The organism is Paracoccus zhejiangensis (assembly GCF_002847445.1).
GTDB lineage: Bacteria > Pseudomonadota > Alphaproteobacteria > Rhodobacterales > Rhodobacteraceae > Paracoccus > Paracoccus zhejiangensis.
The window spans coordinates 2,070,905-2,092,102 of the sequence record NZ_CP025430.1; the positions used below are offsets into that span (position 1 = coordinate 2,070,905).

At 65.4% G+C, this 21,198-nt stretch carries 21 protein-coding genes; 9 read left to right on the forward strand and 12 right to left on the reverse strand.

Translation table 11 applies throughout. The features are described from left to right. Positions 1-10: 10 nt before the first annotated feature. From rpsJ to tuf, 5 genes are all read right to left on the reverse strand, one after another. Entirely contained in the window at positions 11-319 is a 309-nt protein-coding gene (gene rpsJ, locus CX676_RS10045; RefSeq protein WP_042247848.1) for a 30S ribosomal protein S10, read from the reverse strand. 208 nt (positions 320-527) lie between these two features. Beyond that, a complete protein-coding gene (locus CX676_RS10050; protein ID WP_101752495.1) occupies positions 528-1,340 on the reverse strand; it encodes a metallophosphoesterase family protein in 813 nt (270 codons plus the stop codon). Next, positions 1,337-2,290, reverse strand: coding sequence for a diacylglycerol/lipid kinase family protein (locus tag CX676_RS10055; protein WP_101752496.1), 954 nt, complete (start codon positions 2,288-2,290; stop codon positions 1,337-1,339). The genes CX676_RS10050 and CX676_RS10055 overlap by 4 nt, the downstream gene beginning before the upstream one ends. Positions 2,291-2,546: 256 nt before the next feature. Then, on the reverse strand, positions 2,547-3,119 hold the full coding sequence (locus tag CX676_RS10060) for an alpha/beta hydrolase (RefSeq protein ID WP_198590172.1): 573 nt from the start codon (positions 3,117-3,119) through the stop codon (positions 2,547-2,549). Positions 3,120-3,310: 191 nt separating this feature from the next. Further along, positions 3,311-4,486, reverse strand: a complete 1,176-nt coding sequence (gene tuf, locus CX676_RS10065) for an elongation factor Tu (protein ID WP_101752314.1) — start codon at positions 4,484-4,486, stop codon at positions 3,311-3,313. A 206-nt stretch (positions 4,487-4,692) separates the two neighbouring features. On the opposite strand from tuf, the gene CX676_RS10070 reads away from it, so the two are divergent. The 3 genes from CX676_RS10070 to CX676_RS10080 all read left to right on the forward strand — a co-directional run bounded on the left by CX676_RS10070 (position 4,693) and on the right by CX676_RS10080 (position 6,877). Then, positions 4,693-5,655 carry a tellurite resistance TerB family protein gene (locus CX676_RS10070; protein ID WP_101754253.1) on the forward strand — a complete coding sequence of 321 codons (963 nt, stop codon included), beginning with the start codon at positions 4,693-4,695 and terminating at the stop codon, positions 5,653-5,655. Between the two features lie 195 nt (positions 5,656-5,850). Next, positions 5,851-6,294 (forward strand): c-type cytochrome, encoded by a 444-nt coding sequence (locus CX676_RS10075; protein ID WP_101752497.1) that lies wholly within the window; start codon positions 5,851-5,853, stop codon positions 6,292-6,294. After that, positions 6,275-6,877, forward strand: coding sequence for a cytochrome b/b6 domain-containing protein (locus CX676_RS10080; RefSeq protein ID WP_101752498.1), 603 nt, complete (start codon positions 6,275-6,277; stop codon positions 6,875-6,877). Before CX676_RS10075 ends, CX676_RS10080 begins: the two co-directional genes overlap by 20 nt. Before the next feature lie 15 nt (positions 6,878-6,892). On the opposite strand, the gene CX676_RS10085 is transcribed toward CX676_RS10080, so the two are convergent. Genes CX676_RS10085 through ruvC form a run of 5 tightly spaced genes read right to left on the reverse strand, consistent with a single transcriptional unit; the run spans position 6,893 to position 10,359 of the window. Continuing rightward, positions 6,893-7,327, reverse strand: a complete 435-nt coding sequence (locus CX676_RS10085) for a PaaI family thioesterase (protein WP_198590173.1) — start codon at positions 7,325-7,327, stop codon at positions 6,893-6,895. Then, a complete protein-coding gene (gene ruvB, locus CX676_RS10090) occupies positions 7,320-8,339 on the reverse strand; it encodes a Holliday junction branch migration DNA helicase RuvB (RefSeq protein ID WP_101752499.1) in 1,020 nt (339 codons plus the stop codon). Before ruvB ends, CX676_RS10085 begins: the two co-directional genes overlap by 8 nt. A gap of 10 nt (positions 8,340-8,349) precedes the next feature. Next, positions 8,350-9,186, reverse strand: coding sequence for a M48 family metalloprotease (locus tag CX676_RS10095; protein ID WP_101752500.1), 837 nt, complete (start codon positions 9,184-9,186; stop codon positions 8,350-8,352). Positions 9,187-9,190: 4 nt separating this feature from the next. Then, positions 9,191-9,874, reverse strand: coding sequence for a Holliday junction branch migration protein RuvA (gene ruvA / locus CX676_RS10100; protein WP_101752501.1), 684 nt, complete (start codon positions 9,872-9,874; stop codon positions 9,191-9,193). Then, positions 9,871-10,359 carry a crossover junction endodeoxyribonuclease RuvC gene (ruvC, locus tag CX676_RS10105; protein ID WP_101752502.1) on the reverse strand — a complete coding sequence of 163 codons (489 nt, stop codon included), beginning with the start codon at positions 10,357-10,359 and terminating at the stop codon, positions 9,871-9,873. Before ruvC ends, ruvA begins: the two co-directional genes overlap by 4 nt. A gap of 155 nt (positions 10,360-10,514) precedes the next feature. On the opposite strand from ruvC, the gene CX676_RS10110 reads away from it, so the two are divergent. The 6 genes from CX676_RS10110 to CX676_RS10135 are packed head-to-tail and all read left to right on the forward strand — an operon-like array spanning position 10,515 to position 16,531. Further along, positions 10,515-13,361: a monovalent cation/H+ antiporter subunit A gene (locus tag CX676_RS10110; protein WP_101752503.1), complete on the forward strand. Its 2,847-nt coding sequence runs from the start codon at positions 10,515-10,517 to the stop codon at positions 13,359-13,361. Beyond that, a complete protein-coding gene (locus CX676_RS10115) occupies positions 13,361-13,777 on the forward strand; it encodes a Na+/H+ antiporter subunit C (protein ID WP_101752504.1) in 417 nt (138 codons plus the stop codon). The genes CX676_RS10110 and CX676_RS10115 overlap by 1 nt, the downstream gene beginning before the upstream one ends. Beyond that, complete coding sequence (locus tag CX676_RS10120) at positions 13,774-15,372, forward strand: monovalent cation/H+ antiporter subunit D (protein WP_101752505.1); 1,599 nt, start codon at positions 13,774-13,776, stop codon at positions 15,370-15,372. Before CX676_RS10115 ends, CX676_RS10120 begins: the two co-directional genes overlap by 4 nt. Beyond that, on the forward strand, positions 15,369-15,860 hold the full coding sequence (locus CX676_RS10125; protein ID WP_101752506.1) for a Na+/H+ antiporter subunit E: 492 nt from the start codon (positions 15,369-15,371) through the stop codon (positions 15,858-15,860). The genes CX676_RS10120 and CX676_RS10125 overlap by 4 nt, the downstream gene beginning before the upstream one ends. Continuing rightward, positions 15,857-16,126 (forward strand): K+/H+ antiporter subunit F, encoded by a 270-nt coding sequence (locus CX676_RS10130; RefSeq protein WP_101752507.1) that lies wholly within the window; start codon positions 15,857-15,859, stop codon positions 16,124-16,126. Before CX676_RS10125 ends, CX676_RS10130 begins: the two co-directional genes overlap by 4 nt. A gap of 12 nt (positions 16,127-16,138) precedes the next feature. Further along, positions 16,139-16,531, forward strand: coding sequence for a Na+/H+ antiporter subunit G (locus tag CX676_RS10135; RefSeq protein ID WP_408634457.1), 393 nt, complete (start codon positions 16,139-16,141; stop codon positions 16,529-16,531). Between the two features lie 21 nt (positions 16,532-16,552). Here the strand turns inward: CX676_RS10135 and CX676_RS10140 are convergent, their stop codons facing one another. Together CX676_RS10140 and dnaE are read right to left on the reverse strand one after the other, a co-directional pair. After that, entirely contained in the window at positions 16,553-17,617 is a 1,065-nt protein-coding gene (locus CX676_RS10140) for a hypothetical protein (protein WP_101752508.1), read from the reverse strand. 94 nt (positions 17,618-17,711) lie between these two features. Then, positions 17,712-21,182, reverse strand: a complete 3,471-nt coding sequence (gene dnaE / locus CX676_RS10145; protein ID WP_101752509.1) for a DNA polymerase III subunit alpha — start codon at positions 21,180-21,182, stop codon at positions 17,712-17,714. Positions 21,183-21,198 lie beyond the last annotated feature (16 nt).

The window sequence follows — 21,198 nt, forward strand, 5'->3', positions numbered from 1 at the left end:
GTTCGCCCCCTCAGACCTTGATCTCGACATCCACGCCAGCGGCGAGGTCGAGCTTCATCAGGGCGTCAACGGTCTGCGGGGTCGGATCGACGATGTCCAGCAGACGCTTGTGGGTACGGATCTCCCACTGGTCACGCGATTTCTTGTCGATGTGCGGGCCGCGCAGAACGGTGAATTTCTCGATCTTGTTCGGCAGAGGAATCGGGCCGCGAACGGTCGCGCCGGTGCGCTTGGCGGTGTTGACGATCTCCTGGGTGCTGGCATCCAGAACCCGATAGTCAAACGCCTTCAGCCGAATCCGGATGTTTTGGCTTTGCATAGTCATCCCTCTTGCGGGGAGTTCCAGTTGAGAGGCTGACGACACCCCATGTGGCGCCAGCGTCGAACCGTATAACAAAATTGCAAGGCCGCCCCCATAGCGGGCGGCCCTGACAATGGCAACCGATTCCTGTGCAGAAGATGCGGATTCGGTAGCGATGGCGGCTTTTGGCGTATTGGCGCTGCGGTGTCAATACCACCCGAACGGCTCAGGGCGTGATGCCGCGATCCGTTTCCAACTCGATCCAGCCGCCCTCGCCCCGGGTGAAATCCAACAGCTCCGGCGCCCTGAACCCGGCCTCGTCCATCGGCGCGACATGCCGCTCGATCCGAAGGTCGTCGCCCTCGATCTCCAGCACCGCGAACTCGTTCTGCCGGTCGTCCAGCCTTGCGCAGAGCGCGGTACCGGCCTGGACCTGCAACAGATGCGGATGACCCAGGCCCAGAAGCGAACCCACTGCCCAGAGATGCAGATGCCCGGTCAGCGCGATCCTGACACCCCCTGCCTCGAAGCGCGCCAGCGCCTCGGGCGCGCGGCGGGCCAGTTCCTTGTCGACCTGCGGCAGTTGCTGCAGCGGATGATGCAGCGCCACGATATTCACGGCCAGCGCGTCGAGACTGCCAAGCACCCGGCCGATGTCGTCCTCGTGCACCACGCCGCGCTGCCAGGCAAAGGGATCGACGCTGTTGATGCCATGCACCCGCGCCCAGCCCGCCGCCCCGGTCGGCGCGCGGTCAGGGCTGATCGCCTCGTCGTAATCCGCATAGGGCCTGAGGAAGCGCACCGGGATATTGTAGAGCGGCACGTCATGATTGCCCGGCACCGCCATGTGCGGCGCGGTGAGGCGGGCGAGGAACTCGGCTGCCTGCCGGAACTGGCCGGGCCGGCCGCGATGGGTCAGGTCGCCCGTCACCACAACCAAATCGGCCCCAGAGCCGTTCACGCGCTCAAGCAGCGGCTCGACCAGATCCTCGCGATGAAAGCCGAAATGCAGGTCGGACAGATGCGCGATACGGGTCACGCCTCGGCCTCCGCCGTCTTGTTGGTGCCATCCGCCGGCAGCAGCACCTTCAACGCCTCGTGCCGCACCTTCAGATACAAGGGCGAGGCCATGGCGGATTTCTCGCCGTCATGGGCGACCAGCTGCCGACGCTTCTTCGGCGTCTCGATGGTCAGCTCGTCGGTCTGGATCAGGTCGAAATCATTGTCCTGCGCCGAGAACCCCAGCGCCAGCCGCAGGGCCGAGCGCATCAGCGGCAGCGGCTTGCGGGCCTTGGCGATCAGCACGGCGAATTGCCCGTCCCGGATCGCATCGGCGCCATCGAGCCCGAAGCTCTCCAGCTGGTAGGCACTGCGCGCAACGAAGACGAGCGCGGTGGTGAAATGCTTCTCTTCGCCATCCACTTTCGCGGTCAGCGACATCGGGCGGCGCAGCCGGCGCATCGCCACCAGCACGGACCAATAGGCCGCAATGCGCGAGCGTCCCCAGCGGCGATAGATGCTTTCGCGGGTCTTGAGGATATGGGGATAGATGCCGAGGCTGACATTGTTCAGAAAGACCAGCCCCTCGATCTCGCCGATATCCACCGTCTCGACCCGGGCGTCGAGGATCGTCTCCAGCGCGGGTTCAAGCTCCTCGCCGACGCCCAGATCGCGCGCGAAATAGTTGAAAGTGCCGGCCGGCAGCACGCCCATGACGACATCGGTATCGGCCAGCACCCCGGCCACCGCCGATTGCGTCCCGTCCCCGCCGGCGGCAACGATGACGTCAAATCCGTCATCAACCGCCTTGCGGGTCAGAGCGACGATATCGCTGCCCTTCGCCGTCTTGCGCAGGTCGAACTCTGCACAGGCCGGTTCCAGCGCCTCGCGGGTGGTGGTGGCATAGCTGTCATCGTCCTTGCTGCCCGAACCGAGGTTCAGGATCACGCAAACGCGGCTTTGCGACAGATCGAATGGGGTGTCCGCCATGGTGTCCTGCTCTGCTTGTGTCGGGACATAACACGCCCGGTCCGCGAGGGTTTCACCCGGAGGCAAGGACGCGACGCAAAGGAAAAGGGGCCGCCCCTCTCGGGACGGCCCCTCCTGTCAGTGCGATCCGCTGATCAGTAGCCGGATTCGCTCGAGGCCTCGTCGATCAGGTCGGCGATCTCTTCGGGATGCGAGGCGAGCGAGGCGTGGCTGGCTGCCAGTTGCACCAGGTTCTTCGGGTTCATCCGCTCGGCCATCATCTTCTGGTTGTCCGGGTGGATCTGTGGTCATGGGTCGACAGCTGGTACCAGCAGGGCTTGGCCTTCCAGGCCGGCGCGGTGACATTGTCGCCGAAGGTGCTGGCCAGCGGCGCCTTTTGCGTCACGGCCATGACCAGCGCGTCAGCTTCGGGCAGATCCTGGCAGAAGCTCTCGTGGAACTTGTCCTGCTTGATCCACAGATAGCCGTCGCTGTCCGGTGCCAGGTTCGGGAAGGCCTGCGGCGGGTGCGCCTGGCTGATGCCGCCGGGGCTTTCGCCGGCATCGGGTGCAAAGGCCGCGACATAGACCAGGCCCTTGACGTTCGGCAGGTCGCCCATCTCGGTGATGACCGCACCGCCATAGGAATGGCCGACCAGGATCACCGGGCCGTGGATCTGCTTGACCATCTTGCGCGTGCGCTCGGCATCATCGGCCAGCGAGGTCAGCGGGTTTTCGACGGCGTGAACGTCTTTGTAGCCACGCTTGTGCAGCTCCTTGATGACGCCGGCCCAATGGGCGGCACCGCCCCAGAAGCCGTGGACAAGAACGATTGCAGGTCTTTGCGGCATGGTCTCCCCTTCCAGATCATGACGTGAATTTGGTGTTTTTGGTCAGGCCCGAACGGGCCTTCAGGCCAGACTGCACGATCTGCAAGGGATCCGCTAGGTATCGGAAAATATTTAATTGGTATCGCTATCTGCCACGAAAAAGGCCGCCCCTCGCGGGGCGGCCTTCTCATCTCTCACGCGGATGCGTCAGATCACTTGATGATCTTCGACACCACGCCGGCGCCGACGGTGCGGCCGCCTTCGCGGATGGCGAAGCGCAGCTTTTCTTCCATCGCGATCGGGGCGATCAGCTCGACCTCGAACTTCAGGTTGTCGCCCGGCATCACCATCTCGGTGCCTTCCGGCAGTTTCACCGTCCCGGTCACGTCGGTCGTGCGGAAGTAGAACTGCGGACGGTAGTTGGCGAAGAACGGCGTGTGACGGCCACCCTCTTCCTTGGTCAGGATGTAGGCTTCGGCTTCGAAGGTGGTGTGCGGGGTCACCGATTTCGGCTTCACCAGCACCTGGCCACGCTCGACGCCGTCACGGTCGATGCCGCGCAGCAGAACGCCGACGTTGTCGCCAGCCTCCCCGCGGTCCAGCAGCTTGCGGAACATTTCCACGCCGGTGCAGGTGGTTTTCTTGGTGTCGCGGATGCCCACGATTTCCAGTTCGTCGCCGACGTTCACCGCGCCACGCTCGATCCGGCCGGTCACAACCGTGCCGCGGCCCGAGATCGAGAACACGTCTTCGATCGGCAGCAGGAACGGCTGGTCCACGGCGCGCTCGGGCGTCGGGATGTATTCGTCGACCGCGGCGATCAGCGCGCGGATCGAGTTCTCGCCGATCTCCGGATCACGGCCTTCCATCGCCGCCAGGGCCGAGCCCTTGATGATCGGAATATCGTCGCCCGGGTAGTCATACGAGCTCAGCAGCTCGCGGACTTCCATCTCGACCAGTTCCAGCAGCTCTTCGTCATCCACCTGGTCGACCTTGTTCAGGTAGACGACCATGTAGGGGATGCCGACCTGGCGGCCGAGCAGGATGTGCTCGCGGGTCTGCGGCATCGGGCCGTCAGCCGCGTTCACCACCAGGATCGCGCCGTCCATCTGCGCCGCACCGGTGATCATGTTCTTCACATAGTCGGCGTGGCCCGGGCAGTCGACATGGGCGTAGTGACGGTTGGGCGACTCGTATTCGACGTGAGCGGTCGAAATGGTGATCCCGCGCGCTTTCTCTTCCGGCGCACCATCGATCTGGTCATAGGCCCGGAACTCGCCGAAATACTTCGTGATCGCAGCCGTCAGCGTCGTCTTGCCGTGGTCAACGTGACCAATGGTCCCGATGTTGACGTGCGGCTTGTTGCGTTCAAACTTTGCCTTTGCCATGTCGGCCTCCTATCGCGGGGCGCAGACGGTCCACACCCCGGTTAAACATCCGCCGCGATGTATAAGCCCCCCGGCGAAAAATCAAGGGCAGGTCGTGCGCTTCGAAACCGGCTTGCCGCCGGGAACTTCTGGCGGTCAAATCGCGTTGCAATTCCGATAGATGCCGCCGGCCTGACGGTCAAGGCGGCCGAATGCAGGAGGAAGTCATGAGTCTGATGAAAACCCTCGCCCGCGTGGCCGCTGGTGTGATGCTGGCCAAGGGCATCGGCACGGTGATGAAGAACGCCCAAGGGGATCGTTCGCGCACGCCGACCCGCACCACCTCCAGCCGCCAGACCGGCGGCGGGATCCTGGGCGATCTTCTGGGCAACAATACCGGCCAGCCGGGCGGACGCAGCAGCGGTTCGGGTGGCTTGGGCGATATTCTGGGCCAGGTTCTGGGTGGCGGCGCTGCCGGCGGGGCCGGGACCGGTCGGCGTTATGGCGGGCCGAACTCGACCGGCGCGCAGGGCGGCCTGGGGGGCATCCTCGACAACCTGACCAACCAGGCCCGCAACAGCCGCAGCGGCAGTTCCGGCGGCGGTCTGGGTGACATCCTCGGCCAGTTGACCGGCGGCAGCAAGACCCGCTCCACCTCGGGCGGCGGCGGTCTCGGCGATATTCTGGGTGCAGTGCTGGGCGGTGCGGCCGGTGCAGGTGCGGCGGATGCGCTGTCGCGCAAGGGATCGCAGCAGACCAATGATGCCAGCTTCGGCGAGCTGTTCAACGATTCGCTGCAGCGCGGGGACGAGCCCGAAGTGGCGCCGACCCCCGAACAGAACGCCGTCGCCGGGCTGATGCTGCGGGCGATGATCCAGGCCGCCAAGTCGGACGGCAAGATCGACGATGCCGAGAAGCAGCGGCTGACCAGCGAGCTGGGTGATCTGGACGACGAGGAACGCCAGTTCATCCGCGAACAAATGGCCGCGCCGATCGATGCGCAGGGTCTGGCCCGCGAGGTCCCCTCGGGGCTGGAAGCGCAGGTCTACCTGATGTCGCTGATGGCGATCGATTTCGACAGCAAGGCCGAGGCGGAATACCTGCACAGCCTCGCGCAGGGCCTGGGCCTGAACCAGCAAGTGGTGAACCAGATCCACGAACAGGTCGGTGTGCAAAACCTCTACGCCTGACGGCGTGGCAATTTGCTGAACTGGACGCCGCGCGGGATAACCGCGCGGCTTTCCGGCGTTATCACCCGGCGCGAAACAGTCCGAAGCTCCTGAAATCCGGTCACATTTTCGCCAGCATGTAGCTTGCAGTTGATCGGTGAAAAACCTCCTGCCAGACTGGTCGGACGGCCGAGAGCCGTCCAACAGGAGGTTTTGATGAAACTGTTCCTCGTTGCCGCGATCGCGGCCTTTCCCGTTCTTGCCCATGCCGATGCCGTCGAGGACGCGCTGGAAGCGCGGCAGGGCTTCATGAAAATGCTGAGCATCAACATGGGCACGCTGGCTGGCATGGCCAAGGGTGACATCGCCTATGACGCCGCCGCCGCCACGCAGGCGTGCACCAATCTCGAGGCGCTGAGCCAATACGGCCTGCCGGCTCTGTTCATCGACGGCACCTCGACCGATGACGGCGTTGAGACCGAGGCGCTGCCGGCGATCTGGGCGAACAGCGAGGATTTCGCCACCAAGTTCGCCGGACTGCAGGAGGCCGCGACCGGGGCCGGCGCGGCTGTCGGCGGCGGTCAGGAGGCCGTCGGGCCGGTGGTGCAGAAGCTGGGTGAAGCCTGCAAGGCCTGCCACGATGACTACCGCAAGGACTGATGCCCCTGCAAAGACTGAGCGGGTCAGAATCTGGGACCCCCTGCTCAGGGGGTTCCACTGGCTTCTGGCGACACTGGTCATCGCGAACTGGCTGCTGGGCAAGCTCGGGCCCAATGACATGTCGCTGCATTTCTATCTCGGCTACACGATCGCGGGGCTGCTGGTCTTTCGGGTGATCTGGGGCTTTGTCGGCCCCGAGCCGGCGCGGTTTTCCAGCTTCCTGCGCGGGCCGGGCGCGATCCGCGATTACCTCGGCCACATGTTCCGCCGCGAGCCGAGCAACTGGCCCGGACATAACCCGCTTGGCGGGCTGTCGGTCATCGCGATGCTGGTGGTGCTGATCTACCAGGTGGTGACCGGTCTGATCTCGGACCCCGAGGATTTCGTCAATGTCGGGCCGCTGGCCGGCGCGGTGGGCAGCGATATCGCCACCGAGGCCCCGGGCTGGCACGAGTTGGGCGCAAACCTGATCCTGATCCTCGTGCTGCTGCACGTGGCGATCATCCTCTTCTACCGCGTCTGGAAGAACGAGGACCTGGTCCGACCGATGATCACCGGCTGGAAATGGGTGCGGCGGCGCTAGGCCGCCCTGCCCTCTTCACACCGGGATCATCGTCCCCTGCAGCATCGCCACATGCTTGCGCGCGCCGCCGGTCTCGGCCCAGACATCGGCGGCGACCACCATGATGCGCCGTCCCGGCCGGATCACCCGGCCCTCGGCCACCAGCCGCTCGCCAATGGCCGGTGACATCAGGTTCAACTTCATCTCGACCGTCATCACCTCGGCCTCGGACGGCATCAGCGTGAGCGCGGCAAAGCCCGCCGCCGAATCACCGATGGAGAATGTCAGCCCGGCATGACCCGCACCCTGCTGCTGCAGGACCGTGGGCAGGATCGGCGCCGTGATGATGATGCGGCCCGGGCCGATTTCGACCATCTCGGCGCCAAGCGTCTGCATCATCGTCTGACGGTCAAAGCTGGCACGCACCTTGGCAGCAATCTCGGGGGCGATCTCGGGGGCAAGCTCAGTCATCAAACAGGTCCGTTCTGGGGGCGGCGATGCCAAGATGGCGCCAGGCGCGCGGGGCAAGCTGGCGGCCGCGGGGGGTGCGGGCGATCAGGCCCTGCTGCAGCAGGTAGGGCTCGATCACCTCCTCGATGGCATCGCGGCTTTCCGACAAGGCCGCCGACAGGGTTTCCACCCCGACCGGCCCGCCGCCGTAATGCTCGGCCATCAAGGTCAGGTAACGGCGGTCGGCACCGTCAAGGCCCAGATCATCGACGCCCAACCGGGTCAGCGCAGAATCGGCGATGGCGCGGTCCAGATGGCCGTCGCCCTCGACCAGTGCGAAATCTACCACCCGGCGCAACAGCCGCCCGGCGATGCGGGGCGTGCCACGGGCGCGGCGGGCAATCTCCAGCGTGCCATCGGGATCGGCCTTGATCCCCATCATCCGCGCCCCGCGCTGGACGATCTGGTCGAGCTCGGCCACCTCGTAGAATTGCAGCCTCGTCGGAATGCCGAAACGGTCGCGGAGCGGCGTGGTCAAGAGCCCTAGCCGCGTGGTCGCGCCGACCAGCGTGAAGGGTTGCAACTCGATCCGGACGGTGCGGGCGGCAGGGCCTTCACCGATGACCAGATCCAGCTCGAAATCCTCCATCGCCGGATACAGCACCTCCTCGACCGCCGGGTTCATCCGGTGGATCTCGTCGATGAAAAGAACATCGCGCGCTTCCAAGTTGGTCAGGATCGCCGCCAGATCGCCCGCCCGCGCCAGAACGGGCCCGGAGGTCATGCGGAAATTCACCCCCAGCTCGCGCGCCATGATCTGCGCCAGCGTGGTCTTGCCGAGGCCCGGGGGCCCATGAAACAGCGTGTGGTCCATCGCCTGCCCGCGCATCCGGGCGCTTTCGATGAAGACCCGCAGATTGGCCCGCGCCTCGGCCTGACCGACAAAATCGGTCAGCGCCTGAGGACGCAGCGCCCGGTCCTCGGGCTCGCCCTCAAGCCGCTCGGGGCGCAGGGTCGGGTCAGGTTGATTCATCGCCCCCGCCTCAGCCACGCGCCATGGCCTGAAGCCGGGCGATGCGTTCCTCGGTCGGCGGGTGGGTCGAGAACAGCCGGTCGGCGCGCAAGGCGTGCAGCGGGTTGATGATGAACAGCGGTGCTGCTGCCGGGTTGCGTTCAGCCGGGACATTCAGCGTGCGCCCGGCCAGCGTGGCGATGCGAGCCAGCGCATTGGCCAGCGCCAGCGGCTGGCCGCTGATCTCGGCCCCCTCGCGGTCGGCCTCGAATTCGCGGGTGCGCGAGATCGCCATCTGCACCAGACCGGCGGCCAGCGGCGCGAAGATCATGGCAAGGATCGCGCCGAAGCCGCCGCCCCGACCGTCGCGTCCGCCGGTGAACATCATCATGTTGCCCAGCATGGCGATGGCCCCGGCCAGTGTCGCGGTAACGGTCATGGTCAGCGTATCTCGGTTCTTGATATGGGCCAGTTCATGCGCGATCACGCCCGCCAGTTCCTCGCGCGGCATATTGGCCAGCAGGCCTTGCGTCACCGCCACGGCGGCATTCTGCGGGTTGCGGCCGGTGGCGAAGGCATTCGGCTGCTCGGTCGCCAGCACATAGACGGCAGGCATAGGCAGGCCGGCGCGCTGCGCCAGCGTCGCCACCATGTCGAAGAGTTCCGGCGCCGAGTTCCGGTCGACCTGCACCGCGTTCTGCTGGCGCAGCACCGCCTTGTCGCTGTTCCAATAGGACCAGAGGTTCATCGCCCCGGCCACGGCCAGCGCGATCACGGCACCGCCCTGCCCGCCCAGCATCCAGCCAAGGACCATCAGCAGGGCCGTCATCACGGCCATCAGGATAAAGGTGCGCGCATTGCCGGCCATGTCGCTATCCCTTCGGTGCCAGACGTTTCAGCGAGGCCCGGATCAGCGCCGCTACCGCCGCCCCGGGTTCCTCGGCCTGCGACTGCGCCACCGCCGCCGCCGCCTCGGAGGGACCATAGCCCAGATTGGCCAGCGCCGACAGCGCATCCGCCGCCGCCTGCGCCGATTGCGCGGCGGCACTGGGCGCGCGCGGTGCAGCCGGGGCTGTCGCCGTGGCCGGGGCATCCGGTTCGACCAGTGCCGCGCCCTCGGCCTCGACCGTCAGATCGCCGCCAAGCGCCATGACCGCGGGGGCCTTGTCCTTCAGCTCCAGCACGACGCGCTGCGCCAGCTTGGGCCCGACACCCTGCGCCTTCCTGACCGCCGACCAGTCGCCGATGGCGATGGCGCGGGCCAGACCCTCCGGCCCCAGCGTGCCGAGGATCGCCAGCGAGACCTTTGAGCCGACGCCCTGCACCCCGGTCAGTAGCCGGTGCCATTCCTTTTCCAGCATGGTCGGGAAGCCGAACAGCTGCAGCAGGTCCTCGCGCACCAGAAGATCGGTATAAAGCGCCACCGCCTGCCCCGCCGGCGGCAGGCTGGCCGCCGTGCGGTCGCTGACATGGACGATATAACCGACGCCGCGCACATCGATCAGCACATGATCGCGGGCGCGGTGCAGGATCACCCCGGCGATGCGGCCGATCATGCGACCACCCGGATATTGCGGCCCTGCAGATGCCGGGCGTGGCAGATGGCGATGGCCAAGGCGTCTGCCGCATCGGGACTGTCGAACTGGACACCAGGCAGTTGAATGCGGACCATGTGCTGCACCTGCTCCTTGGCGGCATGGCCCACGCCCACCACCGTCTTCTTCACCGCGTTCGGGGCATATTCGCCCACCGCCAGCCCGGCCTCGGCCGGGGCCAGTAGTGCGATCCCCCGCGCCTGGCCCAGCTTCAGCGTGCCGACCGCATCCTTGTTCACGAAGGTCTGCTCGACCGCCGCCGCATCCGGGGCATGGGCGATAATCACCGCGCAAAGCCCGCGATAGAGCGCGACCAGACGCGGCCCCAGATCGCCGCCCTCGGAATGGATCACCCCGTTCGCGACATGGCGCAGACGCGAGCCGTCAACGGCGATCACGCCCCAGCCCATGTTCCGCAAACCCGGGTCGATGCCCAGTACCCGCATGACTGCCCTCTCTTTTTTCCAAGGGTTAGCACGAAAGGCGAACATCGCCTAGAGGCTGATGCGCGCTCGCGGGAGATCGGGTTGACACTGGCACGCCATCCCCGCAAGAGATTCAATAACCAGAAGAAACCAGCCTGAACGGGGAAGACGATCGAATGTCGCCAGCTCTCATCGCCATGCTGCCTTTCATCGGAGCCTTGCTGCCCGGCCTCCTGATCCGATCAGGACGCGACGTGGCCGCGATCAGCTGCGGCACGGCGACACTGATCGCCCTGATCGGGCTTTTGCTGCACATCCCCGAGATCCTGCATGGCGGCGTCGTCACCACCAGCTTCTCGTGGCTGCCGCAGATCGGGCTGGCCGCCAGCTTCCGCGTTGACGGGCTGGGGCTTTTGTTCGGCATCCTGATCCTCGGGATCGGGCTGCTGATCATCACCTATGCCCGGTTCTACCTGTCGCGGAAGGACCCGGTCGGCAAGTTCTATACCTATCTGATGCTGTTCCAGGGCGCGATGATGGGCATCGTCCTGTCGGACAACATCCTGCTTTTGCTGGTGTTCTGGGAGCTGACCTCGCTGAGTTCCTTCCTGCTGATTGGCTATTGGCGGCATCTGCCCGACGGCCGGCAAGGCGCGCGCATGGCGCTGACCGTGACCGGGATGGGCGGTCTGGCGATGATCGCGGGGATGCTGATCCTCGGCCAGATCGCCGGTAGCTACGAGATCGGCGACATCCTTCAGGCGAAGGACGCCATCCAGGCGAGCCCGTGGTATTTCCCGGCGCTGATCCTGATCCTTCTGGGCGCCTTCACCAAATCGGCGCAGTTCCCGTTCCACTTCTGGTTGCCCCACGCCATGGCCGCGCCGACGCCGGTCTCGGCTTATCTGCACAGCGCGACCATGGTGAAGGCCGGGCTGTTCCTGATGGCGCGGCTCTGGCCGGTGCTGTCGGGCACGCCGGAATGGTTCTGGATCGTCTCGACCACCGGCCTGATCACCATGCTGCTCGGCGCCTTCATCGCGCTTTTCAAGGATGATCTGAAGGCGCTCTTGGCCTTCTCGACGGTCAGCCATCTGGGCCTTGTCACCATGCTTCTGGGCTTTGGCACGCCCGAGGCCGCCGTTGCCGCGGTCTTCCACATCATCAACCACGCGACCTTCAAGGCCGCCCTCTTCATGACCGCCGGGATCGTCGATCACGAGGCGCATACCCGTTCGATCGCGCGGCTGGGGGGACTGCGCAAGCTGATGCCGATTACCTTCGCCATCGGTACCATCGCCGCGCTGTCCATGGCCGGGGTGGCACCGCTGAACGGCTTCATCTCGAAAGAGATGATGCTCTACGAGGTCGATCATCTCGAGCGCGCGCGGCAGGTCTTCATGGTCATCGCCACGCTGGCCGCCACCTTCTCGGTCGCCTATTCGCTGCGCTTCATCTTCCACGTCTTCCTCGGCCCGGTGCGCGACGACTATCCGCACAAGCCGCATGATCCGGGTCTCGGCATGTGGATCGGGCCGGCCTTCCTCGTCTCGCTGGTGATCCTGATCGGGTTGTTCCCGAACACCATGGCGGGCTGGCTGGTCGATGCCTCGGCCACCGCAGTGACCGGCGAGGCGCAGCACGCCCATCTGGCGCTGTGGCATGGGTTGAACAATGCGCTGATCATGTCGGGCATCGCGCTGGCCGGCGGCGCCACCCTGCTGTGGCTTTATCCGGCGGCGCAGGCGATCTGGCGCGCGGGTCCGCATCCCGAGGCAAAGACCATGTTCCAATGGCTGATCGGCCAGACGGTACTCGGCGCGCGCAACCTGACCAACGGCATCACCGACGGCACCATGCCCCGCGCGTTGGCGGCCTTTACGCTGACCTCGGTCTTCTGCGGCGCGCTGGCCTGGTCCACCGGCGCGGTCGGCCCGGTGACGCGGCCGATGCTGCCCCTGGAACTGGTGCCGGTCATTGGCTGGATCATGCTGATCGTCGCCACCGGCTGCATGGTCGCCTTCCATCGCTATCGCCTGCTGGCGCTGGTGCTGGTGGGCATTGTCGGGCTGATCGTCTCGGTCGGTTTCGCCTATTTCTCGGCCCCCGACCTCGCGCTGACCCAGATCTCGGTCGAGATCGTCACCGTGATCCTTCTGCTCCTGGCGCTGAACTTCCTGCCCAAGCGCACCGCGGTCGAGACCACCAGCCGCCGGCGCGGCACCGATGCCTTCATCGCCACCTTGGCGGGTGTGGGCTTCGGCGCGCTGGCCTATGCGATGATGCGGCGCGACTTCGCCTTTGACAGCATCGCCGGCTACATGCTGGAAACCAGCTACAAGAAGGGCGGCGGCGACAACGTCGTGAACGTCATCCTGGTGGACTTCCGGGGCTATGATACCTTCGGCGAGATCACCGTCCTGGGGATTGCCGCGCTGGTCATCTACGCGCTGACCGAGACGCTGTTGCAGGGCAAATCCTCGCGCCGGCTGCGCAACTGGGTGCGCGATTACCGCCGCGCCGGCGACCGTCACCCGCTGATGCTGGTGGTGGCGACGCGGATGCTGCTGCCGATCTCGCTGGTCGTCGGCATCTACATCTTCCTGCGCGGCCATAACGAGCCAGGCGGCGGCTTCATCGCCGGCCTGGTCGTCGCCATCGCCTTCCTGATGCAATACATGGCCTCGGGCTTTGGCTGGGCGATGGACCGCCAGCGCGTGCCCTATCACGCCATGATCGGCGCGGGCGTGGTGGCGGCGGCGATCACCGGCGTTGGTGCATGGTTCAACGGTCGGCCCTTCCTCACCTCGGATTACGGCTATTTCAAACTGCCCTTCCTCGAGGAGTTCGAGCTGGCGACCGCCATGGGCTTTGACCTCGGCGTGTTCCTCTGCGTCGTCGGCGCGGTGATGCTGGCGCTGAACTCGCTGTCGCGGATCGCCCGCCATGCCGGGGGCACGGTGAATGCCGACCCGATGGACAATATCGACACCAAGGACATGACCGGAAAGGAGGCGCACTGATGGAGGCCCTTGTTGCAACGGCCATTGGCGCGCTGACCGCTGCCGGCGTCTACCTGATCCTGCGCCTGCGCAGCTTCGCGGTGGTGCTGGGCATGACCATGCTGACCTATGCGATCAACGTCTTCCTGTTCACCTCGGGCCGGCTGGTGATCAACCAGCCGCCGATCCTGCGCGATCATTCGGGCAATATCACCGGCTATACCGACCCGCTGCCGCAGGCGCTGGTGCTGACCGCCATCGTGATCTCGTTCGGGATGACCGCCGTGGTGGTGATGATGGCGCTTGGCGCCTTCATCGAGGGCGGTGACGATTACATCAACATGCCCGAAGAAGACCGCAACATGCCGCCGCTGCTGACGGTGGAGGCTGAAGAAGAGTCGGAGATCGCCGGCCAGACGAAGGGTGGCAGCGCATGAATCACTGGATCATTGCCCCGGTTCTCTTGCCGGCCCTTTTCGGCGCGCTCATCATCCTGTGGATGCGGCATGACCTGCTGCTGCAGCGGACCTTTGGCATCATCGGCTCGCTGTTCCTGCTGGGCACCGCCATCTATCTGAACGTGCTGGCCGCCGGCGGCGAGGTGCAGGTCTATCGCCTTGGCAACTGGGCCGCGCCCTTCGGCATCGTGCTGATGCTGGACCGGCTGTCGGCGATGATGCTGCTACTGACGGGCTTTCTGGCGACTGTGGTGCAGCTTTACGCCTTCGGCTCGGGCTGGGACCGCAAGGGCTGGCATTTCCATGCGCTCTGGATGTTCCAGCTGATGGGCCTGAATGGCGCCTTCCTGACCGGTGACGCCTTCAACCTGTTCGTGTTCTTCGAGGTACTGCTGATCGCCAGCTATGGGTTGATGATCCACGGCGGCGGCCCGATGCGGCTGCGCGCGGGCGTGCAGTATATCAGCTACAACCTCGCCGGTTCGACGCTGTTCCTCGCGGCGCTGGGGGCGATCTATGCCTCGACCGGCACGCTGAACATGGCCGATCTGGCGCAGCGCGTGGCGGCCCTGCCGCCCGATGATACCGGCCTGCTGCGGGTCGGCGCGGTGCTTCTGCTGATCGTCTTCGGCGTCAAGGCGGCGCTGGTGCCGCTGCATTTCTGGCTGCCCTCGACCTATGCCAATGCGCCGGGTCCGTCCTCCGCCCTCTTCGCGGTCATGTCCAAGGTCGGCATCTATGCGATCATCCGCTTCTTCACGCTGATCTTCCCGAATGACTCGGTGGTCGAGCATCTGGCGACGAACCTCTTGCTGCCGGCGGCGCTCGCCACACTGCTCCTCGGGCAACTCGGCGTCTATGGCACGCGCAGCCTGACCCGGCTGGCGGCCTACGCGGCCATCGGCTCGATCGGCACGTTGACCATCGCCATCGCCCGTTTCGACGAGACCGGGCTGACGGCGGGGATGTATTACCTGATCCATTCGACGCTGGCAGCCGGCGCGCTGTTCCTTGTCGTCGACATGATCGCGGCACGGCGCGGCGGTGATGTCTGGATCCGGCTGCGCCCGACCTTCCCGAATACCGGGCTTCTGTCGGTGCTGTTCTTCGCCACTGCCATCGCCGTCGTGGGTCTGCCGCCGCTCTCGGGCTTCATCGGCAAGCTGTTGGTGATGCAGGCCACCGCCGACGATGCCTGGATGCCGTGGATCTGGGCGATCATCCTGATCACCTCCTTGATCGCGCTGGTGGCCTTTGGCCGCGCCGGCTCGACCCTCTTCTGGAAATCGCACGAGCTCGACCCCGAGCCTGACAATGACACCGACGAGGGACCGCGCCCGAAACCCGGGCCGATCCTCCACAAGCTGGAAACCGACGAGCATATCCAGGACGTCGACGATTCCGCCTCGCCGGCGCTTGCCTTCACCTCGGTCGGGTTGCTGCTGGCCGGGCTGGTGGCGCTGACCATCTTTGCCGGGCCGGTGACGGATTATCTGGCGCGCACCGCCGCGCAGCTGCATGATATCGACAGCTACATTCAGCCGGTCCTGCACCAGCAGGAGGACACGAAATGATCTGGCGCCTGTTCCCCCATCCGCTGCTGTCGATCCTCTTGACGCTGGTCTGGATGCTGCTGGTCAACCGCTTTGCCTGGGGCTCGCTGGTCTTTGCAGTCATCCTTGCCACCATCATTCCGATCCTGATCGCGCCCTATTGGCCCGATCGTCCGCGCATCCGCCGGCCGATCAAGTTCCTCGCCTATTCGGCACTGGTCGTGTGGGACATCATCGTCGCCAATATCCAGGTGGCGCGGATCGTGCTGTTCATGCCCAACCGCAAGCTGCAACCGGCCTGGGTCAATGTGCCCCTGGAACTGACCGCACCCGAGGCGATCGCGGTTCTGGGCGGCACCATCACGCTGACTCCCGGCACCGTCACCTGCGATGTCTCGGACGAGGGGCGCGCGCTCTTGGTCCATTGCCTGCACGCCCCCGACCCGGATGCGGTGCGCGATGACATCAAGTCCCGCTACGAGGCCCGGCTGAAGGAGATCTTCGAATGATCGACTACGCGCTCTATTTCGCCTTCGCCTGCTTCGGCATTGGCCAACTGTTCTGCCTCTACCGCGTGGTCATCGCACCGGGGGTCAGCGACCGGGTGCTGGCGCTGGATACCATGACCATCAACATGATCGCACTGCTGACGCTGTTCGGCATCCTGCATGGCACGGCGATGTATTTCGAGGCGACGCTCTTGTTCGCCATGGTGGGCTTCGTCTCGACGGTGTCTTACGCCAAGTTCATCCTGCGCGGCGACGTGATCGAATAAGGGGGCTGACCGATGGACATGTTTCTGGAAATCCTGATCTCGGCCCTGCTGGTCATCGGCGGCATCTTCGGTGCGGTGGGCTCTTACGGTCTGGTCAAGCTGCCCGACCCGATGACCCGCCTGCACGCGCCGACCAAGGCCGCGACGCTTGGCGTGGGCAGCGTGCTCGTTGCCTCGCTCTTGTGGTTCGGCTTCTTCAATGAACAGTCAAGCTGGCACGAGCTGCTGATCATCCTCTTCATCTTCCTGACCGCACCGATCACCGGGCTGATGATCGCCAAGTCGCATATCCACCGCAGCTGGCAATGGCATGAACTGCCGAAGCCCAAACCGGACGAGAACTGGGCAACCTGCGCCCCGGACCGCGAAGAGCCCGAGGCTGAGCACCAGAAGGCGTTGGGGTGAGCGTAACCCGGTGAGGGCGGCTCAGGCCGCCTTCAACCGCTCGATGGCGCCGCGTTCATCGGCAAAGGTCGCGCCGCTTTCCAAGAGCCGGACCAACTGGGTCACAAAGCCCGCATCCAGCAGCTTCAGCCGCGCGATCTGTGTGTCGCTGAGCAGCTTCACATATTCCAGCGCCACATCGTCGCTGTCGGTGGGATGGGCCTTTTCCAGCCGGTCGAAGATCGCGCGCAACCGGCGCACATTGTCGCCCTGATTGGCGCAGAACTTCGCCAGCCCCTTCTCGTCGAGGCTGAAGGTCATGCCCCAGCTGCCCCAGCGAAAGCGGTTGACCACGAATTCGCCATCTTGCTCGGCATACCACTTGAAGCCGTGGACCACCGGAAAGCCGTGGCTGAAGCTGTAGCCGACCTTGCTGCTGGTCAGATCCGCGCGCAGGTCCAGCATGCTGACCGGATCGAAGGTAAAGGCATAGTTGGTGCGCCGGATCCCCGGCGGCCAATAGCGGCAGGGCGAACCGAAGCTGTTCACCTCGAGCCCCGAGATTGCCTGCGTGCCCTTGGCAAGCGCCACGGCGGTCAGTGCGTTCGAGGTGATCAGGTTGCCCTGGCTGTGGCAATAGATCGGCGCGCCCAGCATCCCGCCCTGCCCGGTCAGCAGCCGGTAGAGCGATTGGGTGGCCTTGTTCGATCCCAGCAGCGAGCCGACATAGTCGGTCTTGCTCAGCCCCGGCTGCGCCTTCTTCACCAGCTGGTATTCGACCTCGATCAGCTTCGCCCAAGCCTCGAACCCGCTTGGCCGCTGCGCCTGGATCGCGCTCAGCCGCAGCTTGTCGGTCAGGCATTGCCACAGGTCGGCGGCGAAACCGATCTTCGCGTTGTAGACGCCATAGACCGGCGCCCCCATCATCAGCGACAGCGCCATCGCGCTTTCCACGTGATGCGAGGGATCGTTCATCATGCCGTTGACGAAGATCACCGGCTTCGATGGATTGAACCAGGCCTTGTCGCGCACCTCGGGCGAAACGAAACGGGTGACATCCCCATCCTCCCCCGGTGCCGTTCCCTGCCGAATATTCACCGCTTGCATCCTGTCCCCCAACAACTTGTTAAAACGCGATTTGTCCGCAGGCTAGCGCAGCCGGATGACACGGGGAAGACCAAATCCGGGCTGCCCGCGCGCCCTATTCCTCGACCACATCCAGCACGCCCGGCACCGCCCTCAGCGCCTGCCGGGCCGGTGTGCTGACCGGCATGTCGCCCGCCACCTCGATCTCGACCAGCCGTGCGCCGTCCTTGACCCGCAGCCGGATGGCACCGCGCGAGCGCGGACCAGCCTTGATCTCGTCCATGATCCGCTGCAGCACCTCGGCCACGCGCGGCACGGCCTCGACCTCGGCCAGTTCCACCGCCAGCGCCCCCGCCCCGGCATCGGCCACGGCATCCTCGAGGCGCTGCACGGAATTCGCCAGCATCTTCACCTGGTCCGCCGCCGGTTCGACCTTGACCTGCAGGACCACGTTCTCGCCCGGCTCCAACAGGTCGCGGGAACTTGTCAGCAGGTCCGAGAAGCAGGTCACCTCGTAAAGCCCGGTCGGGTCGGACAGGCTGACAAAGGCGAAGGGCGTGCCCTTGGCCGATTTGCGCTCCTGCCGTGCCGAGACGGTACCGGCGATCATCGCGACCAGCGGTCCGCCCTCGGCCTCGGCGGCGATCTCGGCGAGTGTCTGCACCTTCTTGCGCTTCAGCGCCGGAAGGTAGTCATCCAGCGGATGGCCCGACAGGTAGAAGCCGATGGCCTTGTGCTCCTCGCCCAGCTTCTCGGTCGGCAGCCAGACCGGCGCGATGGGCGTGCGTGGCGGCGGCAGGTCCTCGCCCCCGCCGAACAGCGAGGTCTGGTTCGAAGCGGCCTGATCCTGAACCGCCGCCGACCACGCCACTAGCCCGTCCAGCGATTTCAGCACCCGCGCCCGGTTGCTGTCCAGCAGGTCAAAGGCCCCGGCGCGGGCCAGCATTTCCAGCGCCCGCTTGCCCACCCGGCGCATGTCCACCCGGCGGGCGAAGTCATGGATGTCACGGAAGGTCTTATCCCCACGCGCCTCGTGGATCAGCCGCATCGCCTCGAGACCCACCCCCTTCAACGCGCCGAGCGCGTAGTGGATGCGCCCCTCGGCGACGGTGAATTTCGGCGCCGAGCGGTTCACGCAGGGCGGCACGATCTCGATCCCCATGCGGTCGCATTCGCGCTTGTAGACTGCCAGCTTGTCGGTCAGGTGGATATCGCAGTTCATCACCGCCGCCATGAACTCGACCGGGTGATTGGCCTTCAGCCATGCCGTCTGGTAGCTGACCACGGCATAGGCCGCCGCGTGGGACTTGTTGAAGCCGTAATTGGCGAACTTTTCCAAGAGGTCGAAGACCTCGCCGGCCTTCTTCGGCTCGACCCCCTGTGCCACCGCGCCATCGACGAATTTCGGCCGTTCCTTCGCCATCTCCTCGGCGATCTTCTTGCCCATCGCGCGGCGCAGCAGGTCGGCGCCGCCGAGGCTGTAACCCGCCATCTCCTGCGCGATCTGCATCACCTGTTCCTGGTAGACGATGATGCCCTGCGTCTCGGCGAGGATATGGTCGATGCTCGGATGCAGCGATTCCAGATCGCGGACGCCGTTCTTCACCTCGCAATAGGTCGGGATGTTCTCCATCGGGCCGGGGCGATAGAGCGCCACCAGCGCCACGATATCCTCGATGCAGGTCGGCCGCATGCGGCGCAGCGCGTCCATCATGCCCGAGCTTTCCACCTGGAACACCGCGACGGTCCGGGCGCTGGCGAAGAGATCGTAACTGGCCTTGTCATCCAGCGGGATGGCGTTGATCTGGTTCACCGCCCCCTCGGGCGGCTGATAAAGCTCGCGCCCATCCGCCGCAACGTGCAGGGGACGGCCACCGCCATTGATCAGATCGACGGCGTTCTGGATCACCGTCAGCGTTTTCAGGCCCAGAAAGTCGAACTTCACCAGCCCGGCCTGTTCGACCCATTTCATGTTGAACTGCGTCGCCGGCATGTCCGAACCCGGATCGCGGTAAAGCGGCACCAGCCGGTCCAGCGGCCGGTCGCCGATCACCACCCCGGCGGCATGGGTCGAGGCGTTGCGATAGAGCCCCTCGATCTGCTCGGCATAATCCAGAAGCCGGCCGACGACCTCTTCCTTCGCCGCCTCGCGCAAGCGCGGCTCCTCGGCGCGCGCCTTGGTGACGCTCACCGGCTTCACCCCCTCGACCGGGATCATCTTCGACAGCCGGTCCACCTGCCCGAAGGGCAGTTGCAGCACCCGGCCAACGTCGCGCACAGCCGCCTTGGACAGCAGCGCGCCGAAGGTGATGATCTGGCCGACCTTGTCCGAGCCGTATTTCTCCTGCACGTAACGGATCACCTCTTCGCGGCGGTCCATGCAGAAGTCGATGTCGAAGTCGGGCATCGAGACCCGTTCGGGGTTCAGGAAGCGCTCGAACAGCAACGAATAGCGCAAGGGATCAAGGTCGGTGATGGTCAGTGCATAGGCGACAAGGCTGCCCGCGCCCGAACCCCGCCCCGGCCCCACTGGAATGTCGTGATCCTTGGCCCATTTGATGAAATCGGCCACGATCAGGAAATAGCCGGGAAAGCCCATCTGCTCGATGATGCCCAGTTCGAACTCCAGCCGCGCCTCGTAATCCGCGACGCTGACGGCATGGGGAATGACCTTCAGCCGCTCGGCCAGCCCCTGCTTGGCCTGCAGGCGCAGCTCCTCGACTTCGTTCTCGGCAAAGCGCGGCAGGATCGGCTTGTGCTTGGCAACGGCGAAGGCGCAACGGCGGGCGATCTCGACGCTGTTCTCCAGCGCCTCGGGCAGATCGGCGAACAGCACCGCCATTTCCTCGGCGGATTTGAAGTAATGCTGCGGCGTCAGCCGGCGTCGGGGCTGCGGCTGGTCGACATAGGCCTTTTCGGCAATGCAGATCAGCGCGTCATGCGCCTGATACATCGCCGGCTTGGGGAAATAGACATCGTTCGTCGCCACCAGCGGCAGCGCCTTGTCATAGGCCAGCCGGATCAGCCCCGCCTCGCTGGCCGCCTCGGCCGCCATCAGCGCGCCATTCTCGCCCGGATGCCGCTGCAATTCGATGTAAAGCCGCGTCGGAAAGGCCGCCGCCAACCGCTCGGCCAGCGCCTCGGCATCCGCTTGCTTCCCTTGCGCGACCAACTGCCCCAGCGGCCCGGTCGCGCCGCCGGTCAGCAGGATCAGCCCCTCGGCATGGGCGCAAAGCTCGTCCAGCGTCACATGCGGCAGGCTGCCATCCTTGCGCAGGTAAAGGGCCGAATTCAGCGCCATCAGGTTGAGCCAGCCCGCCTGATTCTGCGCCAGCGCCACCACCGGGCCAGTCACACCCGCCCCCAGCGTCAACTGGCAACCGATGATCGGCTGCACGCCTGCATCCTTGGCCTTCACGCTGAATTCCAGCGCCGCGAACATGGCGTTCGTGTCGGTCAGCGCGACCGCCGGCATGCCCTTCTCGGCCGCCAGCTTGGCCAGCTTGGCCACGGGGATCGCACCCTCCAGCAGCGAATGCTCGGAATGCGTGCGCAGGTGAATGAATCGGGGTGATTTATCGGGCATGGCGCGACACTATCCC

Coding starts and splice junctions, on each gene's coding strand:
- rpsJ (WP_042247848.1), bottom strand. CDS start 319: ATGCAAAGCCAAAACATCCGGATTCGGCTGAAGGCGTTTGACTATCGG.
- CX676_RS10055 (WP_101752496.1), bottom strand. CDS start 2,290: ATGGCGGACACCCCATTCGATCTGTCGCAAAGCCGCGTTTGCGTGATC.
- CX676_RS10060 (WP_198590172.1), bottom strand. CDS start 3,119: ATGCCGCAAAGACCTGCAATCGTTCTTGTCCACGGCTTCTGGGGCGGT.
- tuf (WP_101752314.1), bottom strand. CDS start 4,486: ATGGCAAAGGCAAAGTTTGAACGCAACAAGCCGCACGTCAACATCGGG.
- CX676_RS10070 (WP_101754253.1), top strand. CDS start 4,693: ATGAGTCTGATGAAAACCCTCGCCCGCGTGGCCGCTGGTGTGATGCTG.
- CX676_RS10075 (WP_101752497.1), top strand. CDS start 5,851: ATGAAACTGTTCCTCGTTGCCGCGATCGCGGCCTTTCCCGTTCTTGCC.
- CX676_RS10080 (WP_101752498.1), top strand. CDS start 6,275: ATGACTACCGCAAGGACTGATGCCCCTGCAAAGACTGAGCGGGTCAGA.
- CX676_RS10085 (WP_198590173.1), bottom strand. CDS start 7,327: ATGACTGAGCTTGCCCCCGAGATCGCCCCCGAGATTGCTGCCAAGGTG.
- ruvB (WP_101752499.1), bottom strand. CDS start 8,339: ATGAATCAACCTGACCCGACCCTGCGCCCCGAGCGGCTTGAGGGCGAG.
- CX676_RS10095 (WP_101752500.1), bottom strand. CDS start 9,186: ATGGCCGGCAATGCGCGCACCTTTATCCTGATGGCCGTGATGACGGCC.
- ruvA (WP_101752501.1), bottom strand. CDS start 9,874: ATGATCGGCCGCATCGCCGGGGTGATCCTGCACCGCGCCCGCGATCAT.
- ruvC (WP_101752502.1), bottom strand. CDS start 10,359: ATGCGGGTACTGGGCATCGACCCGGGTTTGCGGAACATGGGCTGGGGC.
- CX676_RS10110 (WP_101752503.1), top strand. CDS start 10,515: ATGTCGCCAGCTCTCATCGCCATGCTGCCTTTCATCGGAGCCTTGCTG.
- CX676_RS10115 (WP_101752504.1), top strand. CDS start 13,361: ATGGAGGCCCTTGTTGCAACGGCCATTGGCGCGCTGACCGCTGCCGGC.
- CX676_RS10120 (WP_101752505.1), top strand. CDS start 13,774: ATGAATCACTGGATCATTGCCCCGGTTCTCTTGCCGGCCCTTTTCGGC.
- CX676_RS10125 (WP_101752506.1), top strand. CDS start 15,369: ATGATCTGGCGCCTGTTCCCCCATCCGCTGCTGTCGATCCTCTTGACG.
- CX676_RS10130 (WP_101752507.1), top strand. CDS start 15,857: ATGATCGACTACGCGCTCTATTTCGCCTTCGCCTGCTTCGGCATTGGC.
- CX676_RS10135 (WP_408634457.1), top strand. CDS start 16,139: ATGGACATGTTTCTGGAAATCCTGATCTCGGCCCTGCTGGTCATCGGC.
- CX676_RS10140 (WP_101752508.1), bottom strand. CDS start 17,617: ATGCAAGCGGTGAATATTCGGCAGGGAACGGCACCGGGGGAGGATGGG.
- dnaE (WP_101752509.1), bottom strand. CDS start 21,182: ATGCCCGATAAATCACCCCGATTCATTCACCTGCGCACGCATTCCGAG.